Below are 13,970 nucleotides of genomic sequence, written 5' to 3'. Positions count from 1 at the left end.
AATGAAAATATTACATTATATTAATAATTTAGGGTCTGGTGGTGCAGAGAAATTATTAACCGATATTCTTCCCTACTTCAAACAAGAAGGGAACGAGGTTTACCTAATTATCTCGAATGCGGAAAAAAATTTTGAGAAATATGAAAAAATCCTTTCAGATTCTGAAATTAAATTTATCAGCTTAGATAGATCATTTTACAATCCTTTTCAAATATTCAAATTAATAATATTTATAAAAAAGTACAAAATCGACATTGTACATGCTCATTTATTTCCAACACAGTATTGGTTGGCTATTGCATCATACTTTATTCCAAAATCGGTAATTTTAATAAAGACAGAACATAATGCAAATAATAAGAGAAGAAGCATTAGTTTTTTACGGTTTATAGAAAAACATATTTATTCGAGGTATACCAATATTATAGCAATCACAAATAAGGTTAAAGAAAATCTTGAAAATTGGATAGGTACAAATTTTCCAATTATTGTGGTAAAAAATGGCGTAAACTTAAGCCAAATTAAAGCTGAAATTGATAAAGGAACTACCTATCAATTAAATTATAATTTGTTCAATTTGTTAATGGTTGGAAGTTTAGATGGTTATCAAAAAGATCAAATTTCTTTAATCGACTCCCTAGCTAATTTACCAGATGAAGTACACTTATTTCTAGTTGGTACAGGGAAAGCTGAAGCTGATATTAAAAAGCATGTAATTGACTCAGGGTTTTCGAATAAGGTTACTTTTCTTGGGTTAAGGAAAGATGTTTATGCACTGATGAATTCAGTAGATTTAAATATACTTTCGAGTAACCACGAGGGGTTATCTGGAGTAACTTTAGAATCAATGGCATCCGGTAAACCATTCATTGGATCTGACGTAGCTGGAATTAAAGAAATAGTGCCATCCCCAATATTTCTATTTCCACCAAAAAATCCAAAAGCTTTAGCAAAAAAAATATTGGAAATTAAAAATGATGAAGTACTTAAAAATAAAATGGTAAAAAATTCTTTAGAGCATGTAAAATCATTTGATACTTCATTAATGGTTGAAAATTACTTAAAAATTTATAAGGATTCTTTTTCACTAAATAAAAACACCTAAACAAATTTTTATATTAGAATGCCATATCCCAAACTCATCCGCATCACAACTGTTCCAATTTCCCTTGAAAAACTTCTTGAAGGACAGTTGGAGTTTATGCAAGATTATTTTGAGGTTACAGCTATTTCAGCAGATAAAGAAAAACTCTATGCATTAGGTGAGAAAAACAACTACCATACCTATTATATAGAAATGACGCGAAAGATCACCCCTTGGCAAGATTTAAAAGCGGTGGTTAAACTGTATAAATACTTAAAAAAAGAATCGCCTGCAATTGTGCATACACATACTCCTAAAGCAGGTATCGTAGGAATGCTCGCAGCTTGGCTTGCAGGAGTGCCTAACAGATTGCATACCGTAGCTGGTCTTCCATTAATGGAAGCTGAAGGGGTAAAGCGTATAATCCTAAATTTAGTTGAGAAATTAACTTACCGCTTTGCTAGCAAGGTTTATCCAAACTCAAAAGGCTTATATGATTTTATTTTAAAGGAAAATTTTTCTAATCCCTCTAAACTTGCAATTATTGGAAATGGTAGTAGTAATGGAATAGATACAGAATATTTCAATCCGAACTTATATGCCGAAAAAGACAAAATTGATTTACGAAATCAGTTGGGGATTCCTCAGGAAAACTTTGTTTTCATATTTGTAGGACGATTGGTGAAGGATAAAGGGATTAATGAACTAGTGGAAGCGTTTACAAAACTTTTAACAAGACATGATAATCTCTCTCTTTTATTAGTTGGACCCTTAGAAAGTGATTTGGATCCGTTAAGTGCAGATACATTAAGCTTTGTTGAAAACACTCCTCAAATTATTTCAGTGGGATATCAAAATGACGTGCGTTCGTACTTTGCGATAGCTAATGCATTAACTTTCCCTAGTTACCGTGAAGGGTTTCCTAATGTAGTTATGCAGGCTGGAGCAATGGGGTTACCGAGTATCGTCTCAGATATCAATGGTTGTAATGAAATTGTAGATCAAAATGTTAATGGATTAATAGTACCTCCTAAAAGTGCAGAAGAACTATATTTGGCAATGCAACTTTTAATTTCAGATGCTGAATTATTTTCGAATTTAAAATCAGATGCCAGACGGAATATAGTTGTTAACTATAGTAGAAAAGAAATATGGGAAGCTTTGTTGAAAGAGTATAAAAACTGCTTAAACAATATATCTTAAATATTTTTATAGGCAATGAAAGCGATTGAAAATGATTCAATTAAAAATTACTAATTAATCGTCAATCCTTTTAAGTAATTTTACGCCATTAGACTTTAATAAATGTATAAGAATATATTAAAACCATTTTTCGATTTTTTAGCTGCCTTTATAGGATTGGTCGTTTTGTCTCCAATATTTATATTAGTAACTCTAGGTTTGACAATTGCAAATAATGGCAAGCCTTTCTTTTTTCAGCGCAGACCGGGTAAGAACGAGAGAATTTTTAAAATAATTAAGTTCAAAAGCATGAACGACAAAAAGGATTCTAAAGGCAATCTGTTGCCCGATTCCGAGCGCTTAACTAGAATTGGGAGCTTTGTAAGAAAAACTTCATTAGACGAAATTCCACAACTTATTAATGTGCTTAAGGGCGATATGAGTTTTATCGGGCCAAGACCGTTATTACCAGAGTACTTGCCTTTATATAATGAGACTCAACGCCATCGGCATGATGTAAAGCCTGGGATAACAGGTTGGGCGCAAGTAAATGGGAGAAACACTGTATCTTGGAAAAAAAAGTTCGAATATGATGTTTGGTATGTTAATAATCAAACTTTTTTACTTGATGTAAAAATATTTTTTATGACGATTAAGAAAGTATTTATAAAAGAAGGGATTAGTCAAGAAGGGCAAGTTACTGCCGAATCATTTAAAGGAAACTAGTATGATTCTATACGGGGCAAGTGGGCATTGTAAATCTGTTATCGATATAGCAGAATCAGTGAATCAAGAAATTCAAGTCATCTACGATGATAATCCTAAAACTGAAGCTATTTTTAATATACCTGTTAAAAAATTTTCAGATATAGACGTTGACACACAAAGTAATTGGGTGATTTCAATTGGGAATAATAACACTCGAAAAATACTTAGTTTAAATTTAAAAGTGTCATTTGGAAGGTTGTTTCATAAAACAGCAAGTATATCACAAAGGTCCTCTTTAGGTGTGGGTTCCGTTGTAATGGCGAATACAGTAATTAACGCTAATGTAACTATAGGGGAACACTGTATCATAAATAGTGGGGCTGTATTAGAACACGATTGTGTTTTAAAAAATTTCGTTCATATATCTCCAAATGCTAGTTTAGCGGGGGAAGTTGTAGTGGGGGAAGGAGCGCATATCGGTATAGGCGCTAGTGTTTTACAAGGAATAAAAATCGGAAAGTGGGCGGTAATTGGTGCAGGAGCTGTAGTTATTAGAGATGTACCTGACTTTGCAGTTGTTGTAGGCGCGCCTGCGAAAATTATCAAGTACACGGAGCACTATGAAAACTAAAAGACTTCTTGATTTAGTCTTTTCAATAATTGGTCTGCTAATTTTTGGGTTATTAATTTTACTTTTAATTATAATTGCTTCAATTGATACAAAAAGTCAAGGTATATTCTTGCAAAAGCGAATAGGTCAATTCGGAAAAACCTTTACAATTTTTAAAATACGAACCTTTTCAAAAAATGGAGATATCTCTACTTTTGGGGATTTTTTGCGAAAATATAAATTAGACGAACTTCCACAATTAATTAATATTTTACTGGGTCAAATGAGTTTTGTAGGTCCACGTCCCGATATTCCCGGTTATTATGATAAACTAGAAGGTGAGGCTAGAAAAATTCTAACCTTAAAACCTGGGCTATTTAGCTGGGCAGCCCTAAAGTATTACAGTGAAGAAAGTGTGTTAAAATCTCAAGACAATCCCCAATATTATAACGACAATATAATTTTTCCAGATAAAGTTTCGATGAACTTGGAGTATTACTATCAACGGTCAATGAAGGAGGATCTTAAAATTTTAAGGGCGTCTATAAAAAGAATAATTTCCAGTTTATTTTCTTTCTAGCATAGGAGGTAAGATGTAGGACGTAAGACGTAGGACGTAGGACGTAAGACATAGGAGGTAAGACATAGGATGTAAGACATAGGATGTAAGACATAAGACGTAAGACATAAGACGTAAGATGTAGGACGTAAGACATAGAACGTAAGAAGTAGGATGTTTGACATAGGAGGTAAGATGTAGGACGTAAGACGTAGGACACAAGACGCAAGACATAAGACATAGGACGTAGGACAGAAGACGTGAGACGAAAATTAGGGGTTTAGAATTGATTAAATGAAGTGCTCTTCAATTTGTTAGGATTTAATGTTGTAAGTATTTTATATTAATTAATTGCTTAAAACTATTCTATGAGTAGTGATGTGTTCTTGCTATATTTGGGTAAATAATTTATATCTTTGTAAACTCCCTGATTACTGTTTATTTAAACAAAAATGTAATCTAACAGAAACCTATTATGTGTGAGATGATTAACGGAAATTTTTCCACCTTCATAATAATTAGTTTTCAATTATTCTATAATTAATGAAAGATAAGATTTACCTCTCTTCACCCCACATGGGCGGTAGTGAATTGGACTTTGTAAAAGAAGCATTTCAGACAAACTGGATAGCACCTTTAGGGCCAAACGTTTCCCAATTTGAATCGTTATTGGAGCAGTATTTACAGGCGGGAAGCCATGTGGCAGCCCTTAGTTCTGGTACTTCAGCAATTCATTTAGCATTAATAATTTTAGGCGTAAGCACAGGGGACGAAGTTATATGTCAAAGTATGACCTTTTCAGCTTCAGCCAATCCAATCCTTTATCAAGGGGCAACTCCTGTATTTGTAGATAGTGAAGCGGAAACTTGGAATTTGTGTCCTGAATTATTGGAAACAGCAATAAAAGATCGTCTAGCGAAAGGAAAAAAGCCTAAAGCTATAGTGGCCGTTCATTTATATGGTATGCCATATAAAGTAACAGCCTTAAGAGCAATTGCTAATAAATATGATATTCCTATTGTTGAGGATAGTGCTGAAGCTCTAGGGAGTAGTTATAATGGGCAAAAATGCGGAACTTTTGGTGATATTTCTATTTTGTCATTTAATGGGAATAAAATAATAACCACTTCAGGTGGAGGAGCTTTAGTTTCAAAAAAACTTGCTCATAAAAACAAAGCTATATTTTTAGCAACACAAGCTAGGGATGACGCACCACATTATCAGCATTCTGAAATAGGATATAACTATAGGCTTAGCAATGTAAGCGCTGGAATAGGCTGCGGACAAATGGAGGTTCTCGATAAACACGTATCCTTACGACGGGATATGAATTTATTTTATCAAGATCTTTTTAAAGATGTAAAAGAAATAGAGGTTTTTAAAGAAACAAATGAAAAAGTTTACAGCAATCATTGGTTGAGTTGTATTACATTTACACATACCACAGCAAAATTAAATCCTGAAGCCCTACGCACGTTTTTATTAACTGAAAACATCGAGGCAAGACCTTTATGGAAACCAATGCATTTACAACCTGTATTTAAGGATGCACCTTCATATGTAAATGGGGTAGGGGAACGACTTTTTGAAACTGGTTTGTGTTTGCCTTCAGGAAGTAATTTAATTGATGCAGATAGATCAAGGATTACAGAGACGATTATTAACTATTTAAAAAATAGCGTATAATGAAAATGCCAGGAAAATTTACTTTTCTTGCCTTTAGACTTTACAGCAGGTTTAGAGACTTTATTTTAGGACAACGCTATTTACCGCGTTGGATAGTGGCATTAATAGACCTTTCTATTTGTGGCGTCTCCTTTTTGCTTACTTGGCTTATCTTAAGTGAATCCCCTGTATTTTTTAACCAATTCCTATCTATTCCTGAAAAAGCCTTATTGCTTATAGGTATACATTTTTTATGTTTTATTGTTTTTCGAACCTATTCTGGAATTATACGACATAGCACATTTGCCGATGTGTATCGTTTTGCGAAATCTACCTTGGCATTTCTATTTATTACTATGGCAGGGAACATGGTGTTTTATTATTTTAATGGCACCAAACTATTCCTTACAACTACTATATTGCTTTATGCCTTTTTTTCGTTAACTCTATTATTAGCCTTTAGAATAACTATAAAAGAAATGTATCGCTTTCTTCGCGCTGCAGCTACTGCGGGCCGTTTAAAAAAGCGCGTTATTGTATTGGGAATTGACGATAAAACAATTTCCCTATCCCATGCTATTTTATCCGATTCTGCTTCTATTTATCGACCAGTAGCTTTTTTAACTACTAAAGAAAAGCGTAAGCGTTTCAAAATATTAAATCTTCCTGTTTGTTATACCGATGATGATATTGAAACAAACTTAGAATCGACCAAATCTAAGCACAATGCAGATGGGGTGTTGTTCGTTGGAGATTTGCTTTCCGTTGAAGAACGAAACTCTATTGCCGAAGCGTGTTTTTCTGTAGGGCTTGAAGTTTATAATTTATCATTGCCAGAGCAATGGAGTGATATTTCAAAAAAACCATTAAAGATTGACCCTCTTAGAATCGAGGACCTTTTGGAGCGCAGTGTAATTGAAACAGATATAGAGCTAATATCAAAAGATCTTAAAGATAAAACGATTCTAATTACTGGAGGAGCAGGAAGTATAGGAAGTGAATTAGTTCGACAAATAGCTGAAATAAACCCTAGATTATTAGTTGTTTTAGACAATGGTGAAAGTCCTTTACACGGGATAGAAATATACTTAAAGAATAACTTTCCACATCTTAATTACAGCATCTTCCTTGCCGATGTAACTAAGAAAGGAAGAATGGAGGGTATTTTTAAAAAGTTTAAGTTTGATGTAGTGTATCACGCTGCAGCCTATAAACACGTGCCTATGATGGAGCGGCATCCTAGGGAGGCGATTAGAACAAATATAGTAGGAACGCGCACTTTAGCAGAACTATCTGTAAAGTACGAATGTGAACGTTTTGTAATGGTTTCTACAGATAAAGCAGTAAACCCGAGTAACGTGATGGGGGCGTCAAAACGGGCTGCTGAAATGTTTGTACAGTCCTTACAGCGTACTCCGGGGATAAAAACTAAATTTATCACTACGCGATTTGGAAATGTATTGGGCAGTAATGGCTCGGTAATTCCTTTTTTTAGAGAGCAAATTAAAAATGGTGGCCCAGTAACAGTAACGCATAAGGATATTATTCGTTATTTTATGACCATTAAAGAAGCTTGTCAGCTAGTTTTACAAGCGGGAACCATGGGAAAAGGAGGAGAGATATTTGTTTTTGATATGGGGAAACCTGTTAAAATATTAGATTTGGCCGAACGAATGATTAAGCTTAGTGGCTTTAAACCCTATAAAGATATTCCTATTGAGATAGTGGGATTGAGGCAAGGCGAGAAATTGTATGAGGAACTTTTAATAGACGGAGAAAATACACTTCCAACTTACCATCCAAAAATTATGGTTTGTAGTACAGTGCCTTATGATTATTCCGTTATTTGCAATGCTATTGATGAGTTAGAACTTATGGCGGATAGTGTGGGAAAAAAGAAGGATATCATTAAAAAGCTTAAAATATTAGTGCCAGAATTTGTAAGCCAAAATTCGGAATATTCAACTTTAGATAAACATATTGAATAAATTCTATTTGAATTACAATTTTAACGCTATCAATAAAAAATTATATTTGCAATAAATTATTATAAATGAAAAGAATCTCGATTAAGGTATTAGTTCCTATATTGTTGCTGTTTCTTATTGCTTCCTGTGCTTCTAGAAAAGAAATAGCGTATTTTCAAAACCTACCCGATGCGTTAGAACAACTTGATAGTGTGCAAAATAATTTTAAAATTAAACCCAATGATATTTTAAGTATTACGGTTACTGCCTATGACCCTTCAGCGGTAAAACCCTTTAATTTGGTATTAGAGTCGAGTGGGGGAGTACTGGCTCAAAATCAAGGCTATTTAACAGGGGCAGATGGTACTATTAATTTTCCCGTTTTGGGAAAAGTAAAAGCTGCAGGTCTTACAAGAGCAGAATTAAGTGAATATCTTACCAAGAGAATATCTGAGTACATTTTAGACCCTATTGTAACCATTAATATTTTAAACTTTAAAGTTAGTGTTTTAGGAGCTGTTAACAAACCAGGTACTTTTGCAGTTCAAGGAGAACGATTAACCTTGCCTGAAGCAATAAGTCTTGCCGGGGATTTACATATTCAAGGAAAAAGAGATAATGTTTTGGTATTGAGAGAGACAAATGGTAAAAAAGAATATGCCTATTTAGATTTAAGAGATGTAAAAATTATGGAAAGTGAATTTTATTACTTACAACAAAACGATCTAATTTATGTTGAGCCTAATAGTGCAGCTGTACAATCATATAATGATAATAATTATTTACGAACTATAATAAGTGTAGCTTCGTTATTAATTACCATAATTGTTGTTTTTATAAAGTAAAATATGCAAGAATTACCTCAAGATACAAATAAAGAATCAGATCAAGATAGTTCTATCCGAGATCATGTTGCCATTTACCTTAGAAAATGGCCTTGGTTCGTTGTTTCTGTATTAGTAGCATTTGTTATTGTTACTATATATCTGCGATATACACCATTAACTTATTCCACAACTACTACCATTTTGCTTAAAAATGAGAATAGCAAATCCTCCTCAGAGTTAGCTGCTTTTAACGATTTGGGATTAGTGGACAAACTCAATGTAGTTGACTTCGAAAACCTGAAGGTCGTTTTAAAATCTAAAAGTTTAAGTGAGAAAGTTGTAGATAAACTTAACCTTACCGTTTCTTACTTTGTAGAAGGAAATATTTTGGATACTGAGATATTCGATAATAAACCTTTTGATGTTAAAGTTATAAAGTCTAATAGTACCGATAAAGATTTTACAGGTACTTTTTACTTTAAACCTATTTCCACAACACAATTTACTGTTTTTAATAATGTAAGAGAAAAAATTGGGGACTATACTTTTGGAGATTCAATTGAATTGAAACGAGTGTCTTTATTCGTGACTCCAAACCTAAGAAGTGTATTAGAAAATACCGATTCTTTTGACAATTACCCTGAAATTCGTGTGAGATTTCAAAAACGGGAACAAGTGGCTAACGGCATTAGTGCAGCTATAAATGTTTCATCGATACTGGAAATGAGTAGTGTTCTGAAATTGTCTTTAATTTCAGCTATACCTGAAAAATCAAGGGCAATTTTAGATGAATTGGTGAAGCAATACAATCAAGATTCCATGGAAGATAAAAATCTCGTGGCTCAAAATACTGCAGATTTTATACAAGGGAGACTTGAAATTATTACTAATGAATTAGATAGCGTTGAAACGGGTAAGGTAGATTTTAAAGAAGAAAATAGGCTTACTAATATTGAAGCGGAAAGTCAAATATTTCTAGAAAGTGCAAGTCAAATTAATAGACAACAGATAGAGCTAGAAACTCAAATTGCATTAATTAACACTATGATGGATTATTTTAAAAATAGTTCAGAAAAGGATTTGCTACCCGCAAATTTGGGTGTTGGTGAGGAAAGTTTTGCAGGAGAAGTGGATAAATATAACCAATTAATATTAGAACGAAATCGGTTATTACAGAGCAGCACCACCAAAAATCCAATGGTCGTAGGTCTAGACCAACAAATTGAAGAACTTCGAGGAAATGTTTTAAAGAGCATGAAAAATGCTAAAAGCAATCTTCGAATTAGTTTGGGAGAGATTAATAAAGAAATGCGTAAAATTGGCTCCGAAATTTATCAAATTCCGGAAAAGGAAAAGGTTTTTAGAGGTATAAGTAGACAACAGGAAATTAAAGAAACACTCTATTTATATCTTTTACAAAAAAGAGAGGAAAATGCCATTTCCTTGGCGGTAACAGCCCCAAAAGTTAAAGTAGTCGATGCGCCATATAGTAGCATGGCCCCTGTAGCGCCTAACAAAAGGATCTTACACATGGGTGCATTGTTTTTAGGGATTTCTATTCCTTTTCTTATAATTTACTTAGGAAAATTATTTGATAATAAAATTAGAAATCGCTCCTTTATCGAAAGTAAATCTAGGCATATTCCAATAGTAGGAGAAATACCGGAATTAGGTAATAAGGAAGAAGATTTAGTTCAAGTTAACGATACTTCCATACTCGCTGAGTCTTTTAGAATAATGAGTACTAATTTAAAGTACTTAATGTTGAATAAAACAAATAAAGAAGATAAAGGAAATACCATTTTTGTAACCTCTACTATTAAAGGTGAAGGTAAAACCTTTGTTTCTTCAAATCTTGCGGTTACTTTAGCATATGGTGGAGCTAAAGTGGTATTAGTAGGGGCAGATATTCGAAACCCGCAAATTCAACGTTATATAGATGGGGATTACAATAAGTCAGGTGTCGTGGAGTATTTGGTTTATCCGGATACAACAGTCGATGACTATTTGCAACCTGCAGGAAAAAATAAAAACTTATCTTTATTAATGTCTGGAGTAATACCTCCAAACCCTGCTGAGTTATGGATGCAAGAAAGGGCAGGTGAATTATTTAATGAATTGGCCGCAAGATTTGATTATGTAGTGGTAGATACTGCTCCAGCAATGTTGGTTGCGGATACCATTTTAATTAATAAGTACGCAGACGTAACTCTTTATACCCTAAGAGCGGGGTATACCGAAAAAAACCTAATTAATTTTCCAATTGAGAATAAAAATAATGGTAAGCTCAATAATATTTCCTTTGTTTTAAATAACGTTTCTGAAGCTAATTTTGGTTATGGTAACAAATATGGATATACTTATGGTCAAACTAAGAAGACATTCTTCCAAAAGATGTTTGGGAATTAATCCAACACCATAATGTCAACTATAGAAATTTCCGAAATAGGCCTAGGCTTGTTTCGGATTTTTTATGGATAGATGTTTTTAAAAACAAGTTATAAGACTTAGGACGTAGGACTTAGGACGGTATGAAGTAAGACTTGCCTTGTGATAAAGAAATACTCAGTCTGAATTCTGAATTCTGCATTTTGCATTCTGAATTATTTAGTCTGCATTCTTAATTCATAATTGTTAAATCTGCACTCTTAACTCCTAACTCATAACTCTTAACTCCTAACTCTGAACTCATAATTAATAACTAGTAAGGAAACCTCATAATTCTGAATTCCGCATTCTGCATTCTGAATTCTTAATTCTGCACTCACAACAAGTAAATCCCAAATTCATAATTCTGTATTCTTAATTCCGAATTCTGCATTTTAAACTCCTAACTCTTAACTCCTAACTCCTAACTCTTAACTCATAACTCATAACTCATAATTCATAACTCCCATTCTACTTAATCCTCATTTTAGAGATAAAAATTTGTTATATTTTTCACAATAATTTAAAGAATTGATGTGATAATTTTGAAATGCTGATTATAGCAGTTAGCTTTGTTTTTGATATAACCATAAAATTTTTAAACCATGAAAAAGTTGTTATTAGTTTTTGCTGCTGCATTAGTTATGAGTTGCGGGGATAATAAAAAGGAAGAAAAAACTGAGATGAAAATCGGAACTCAAAAATCAGTAGAGAAAGAAGTTACTGAAGATATTAATGCAGATCCTAATTTAGCTGTTATTACTATAGAAGGGAACGACCAAATGAAATTTAACAAGAGTGAGATTCGCGTTAAAGCAGGTCAAAAAGTAAAACTTACCCTTAAGCACGTAGGTAAAATGTCTGAAGAGGTTATGGGACATAACTGGGCGTTACTTACTGCAGACGCCGATATGGCTACAGTGGGACAAGCTGCAGCCTTAGCAAAGGAAACTGACTATATCCCTGCAGATATGAAAGATAAGTTTATCGCCCATACCGAAATGATTGGTGGAGGAGAAACAACTACTATAGAGTTTGACGCTCCTGCTGCAGGTACCTATACCTTCCTATGTACCTTCCCAGGACATTACGCGCTCATGCAAGGGAAGTTTATCGTTGAATAAACTATTGTTTCTATAATTATTAAAAAAGCTGCATTTTAAATGTGGCTTTTTTTTTGGGACAGATTTGAGATTCTAGATTTTAGATGTGGGACGTAGGATATAGGACATAAGACGTAGGACAGTAGGCCATAGGACGTAAGACATAGGGCGTAAGAGCCAAGAATCTAGAATTTAGACTTTTCACAAATAATTACAATTAACACCCATCATCCTTCAACTGCTCTAAACTCTCAATTTATAACTTTTAAAACCTAACTCAGAACTCCAAATTCATAACTCACAACTCATAACTCCGTACTCTTAACTCTACACTCCTAACTAGCAAGGTAACCTCAAAATTCTGAATTCCGCACTCTGCATTCATAATTATTAAATCTGCATTCTTAATTCATAATTATTAACTCTACACTCCTAACTCCGCAATCATAACTCTGAACTCATAACTAATAAAGTAACTTCATAATACTGCATTCTGAATTCCGCATTCTGCATTCTGCAATCATAATTATTAACTCTACACTCATAACTCATAACTCCTAACTCCTAACTCATAACTCATAACTCATAACTAATAAATTACTCATCATCCCCATAAACCAAGTTTATAAAATCTTCCTCGTCGATATCACCAAAATATTCTTTTAGGTTCACATCTTTAAGGATTTCAGTGATGTTTTCTTTTTCGTAACGGGTTTCTTGTAATAGGTTTTCTAGGGTTTCTACGGGTTCTTTTCCAAAGAAATCGCCATAAACTTTAAATTCCTTAATTAGCCCTTTATCGACAAAAATTCGCAAATCTATTTCTCCGATAGCAAAGCGTTTGTTGCGCTGAATGTTGAATTTTGGAGATTTACCATAATTCCAATCCCAAGTGTCATATTTTTCTTCTTTCAATTGGTGTACAGCTTTCCATTCGTCTGCTGTGAGACGGTAGGTTTCAAAAGGCTCACTTTCTTCGTAAAGTCCTTCAAGAAGTAACGTTCTAAATGTTTCTATGGTGAGTGGTTCTCTTAAAAACTCTGAAATATTAGCAACGCGACTTCTAACAGACTTATGACCTTTAGACTGGATTTTACTCATTTTTACATTAAGGGCGTTTACAACTTCTCCTAAATCTGTATCAAAAAGTAGCGTACCGTGGCTCACCATTCTTTTCCCTGTAGAAAACTGGGCAGTGCCAGATATCTTTTTCTCGTCTATTAATATATCATTTCGCCCTTTCAATTCAGCATTAAGCCCTAAGTTATTTAAAACCTTAATTACAGGTGCTGTAAATTTTTTAAAGTTGTTTAAACTTTTTACGTCGTGATTGGTGATAAAACTAAAGTTAAGATTCCCAAAGTCGTGATAAACTGCGCCACCACCAGAAACTCTTCTCACAACATGAATATTATTCTGCTCAACATATTCGTGGTTAATCTCTTCTAGAGTATTTTGATTTCTACCTATTATAATAGAAGGCTCGTTTACATAAAACAATAAATAATCGTTCTCTACACTAAAATTTCGTAAAATATACTCTTCTAAAGCTAAGTTTAGATGTGGATTGGTTACATCCTCATTTTCTATAAAAATCATAGTTCTTTGTTTGCGTTTTAGATTTGTAAAGATAAGATTTATCGGTGGTTTATTATCTTAAGAGGTTTGAAAAATCAATATTCTACTTAAAGACAATGGGTGCTAAGAGGTAAAGTATTTTAAGTGTTTAACTACTTTCAATTCAAGTGAATTGTAATTTGTAATTTTGACTTTGAAAATTTGTTTCGGAATAATCAATAGAAATGTATTACTATAAGTTTAATTAAAACCTTATATTA

General features: G+C 33.3%; 11 protein-coding genes. 10 read left to right on the top strand and 1 reads right to left on the bottom strand.

The window, feature by feature from the left end:
* Window position 1: 1 nt before the first annotated feature.
* The 10 genes from K8344_RS11190 (at window position 2) to azu (ending at window position 12,153) form a co-directional block, all read left to right on the top strand.
* A complete protein-coding gene (locus tag K8344_RS11190; protein ID WP_237608773.1) occupies window positions 2-1,105 on the top strand; it encodes a glycosyltransferase in 1,104 nt (367 codons plus the stop codon).
* An 18-nt stretch (window positions 1,106-1,123) separates the two neighbouring features.
* Window positions 1,124-2,287 carry a glycosyltransferase family 4 protein gene (locus tag K8344_RS11185; RefSeq protein WP_237608772.1) on the top strand — a complete coding sequence of 388 codons (1,164 nt, stop codon included), beginning with the start codon at window positions 1,124-1,126 and terminating at the stop codon, window positions 2,285-2,287.
* Window positions 2,288-2,389: 102 nt separating this feature from the next.
* The gene (locus K8344_RS11180; protein WP_237608771.1) at window positions 2,390-2,992 is read left to right on the top strand and encodes a sugar transferase; all 603 of its coding nucleotides are present in this window, start codon (window positions 2,390-2,392) and stop codon (window positions 2,990-2,992) included.
* A 1-nt stretch (window position 2,993) separates the two neighbouring features.
* Window positions 2,994-3,605, top strand: coding sequence for an acetyltransferase (locus K8344_RS11175; protein WP_237608770.1), 612 nt, complete (start codon window positions 2,994-2,996; stop codon window positions 3,603-3,605).
* Window positions 3,595-4,164 carry a sugar transferase gene (locus K8344_RS11170; RefSeq protein WP_237608769.1) on the top strand — a complete coding sequence of 190 codons (570 nt, stop codon included), beginning with the start codon at window positions 3,595-3,597 and terminating at the stop codon, window positions 4,162-4,164. The genes K8344_RS11175 and K8344_RS11170 overlap by 11 nt, the downstream gene beginning before the upstream one ends.
* A 522-nt stretch (window positions 4,165-4,686) precedes the next feature.
* Window positions 4,687-5,829, top strand: a complete 1,143-nt coding sequence (locus K8344_RS11165) for a DegT/DnrJ/EryC1/StrS family aminotransferase (protein WP_237608768.1) — start codon at window positions 4,687-4,689, stop codon at window positions 5,827-5,829.
* On the top strand, window positions 5,829-7,796 hold the full coding sequence (locus tag K8344_RS11160; protein WP_237608767.1) for a polysaccharide biosynthesis protein: 1,968 nt from the start codon (window positions 5,829-5,831) through the stop codon (window positions 7,794-7,796). The genes K8344_RS11165 and K8344_RS11160 overlap by 1 nt, the downstream gene beginning before the upstream one ends.
* Before the next feature lie 65 nt (window positions 7,797-7,861).
* A complete protein-coding gene (locus K8344_RS11155) occupies window positions 7,862-8,620 on the top strand; it encodes a polysaccharide biosynthesis/export family protein (protein WP_237608766.1) in 759 nt (252 codons plus the stop codon).
* Window positions 8,621-8,623: 3 nt separating this feature from the next.
* The gene (locus tag K8344_RS11150) at window positions 8,624-11,011 is read left to right on the top strand and encodes a GumC family protein (protein WP_237608765.1); all 2,388 of its coding nucleotides are present in this window, start codon (window positions 8,624-8,626) and stop codon (window positions 11,009-11,011) included.
* A gap of 623 nt (window positions 11,012-11,634) precedes the next feature.
* Window positions 11,635-12,153, top strand: coding sequence for an azurin (gene azu / locus K8344_RS11145; RefSeq protein ID WP_237608764.1), 519 nt, complete (start codon window positions 11,635-11,637; stop codon window positions 12,151-12,153).
* Between the two features lie 576 nt (window positions 12,154-12,729).
* On the opposite strand, the gene K8344_RS11140 is transcribed toward azu, so the two are convergent.
* Window positions 12,730-13,731: a lipoate--protein ligase gene (locus K8344_RS11140; protein ID WP_237608763.1), complete on the bottom strand. Its 1,002-nt coding sequence runs from the start codon at window positions 13,729-13,731 to the stop codon at window positions 12,730-12,732.
* Window positions 13,732-13,970 lie beyond the last annotated feature (239 nt).

Origin of the sequence: Aequorivita xiaoshiensis (genome assembly GCF_022008395.1) — a bacterium.
Lineage (GTDB): Bacteria > Bacteroidota > Bacteroidia > Flavobacteriales > Flavobacteriaceae > Aequorivita > Aequorivita xiaoshiensis.
This window is presented reverse-complemented; position numbering and strand designations above follow the sequence as displayed.